Origin of the sequence: Bacillus sp. SIMBA_008 (assembly GCF_046535495.1) — a bacterium.
Classification (GTDB): Bacteria; Bacillota; Bacilli; order Bacillales; family Bacillaceae; genus Bacillus; species Bacillus subtilis.
The window spans coordinates 1-248 of sequence record NZ_JAWRWL010001000.1; the positions used below are offsets into that span (position 1 = coordinate 1).

A 248-nucleotide genomic window follows, 5' to 3' on the forward strand; every position below is an offset into this window, starting at 1 on the left:
ATGAGGGGATAATACCTGAGTATTTAAAAGATGAACTACATGATGCAGCAATGAAAGCTGAAGATCTTGATAATAAAATGGCAACAATTCGCCAAGATATTGATGATATCGAAGCATGTTCGAATCAAATTCTGTTACCACTATAAAAAAAGGTTCTCTCCAATGAGAACCTTTTTTATTTCGCTATTTACGGGCAGTAAGGCTCTCCGATTAAAGGTTCACGTTATTTTTTCCCTATCGTGCGAACT

Annotated in this window: 1 pseudogene; it reads left to right on the forward strand. The window is 35.9% G+C overall.

Annotation, left to right across the window (positions count from 1 at the left end):
• A pseudogene (locus SB658_RS26400) lies at positions 1-146 on the forward strand (GTP pyrophosphokinase family protein); the annotation flags it as partial.
• Between the last annotated feature and the right edge of the window lie 102 nt (positions 147-248).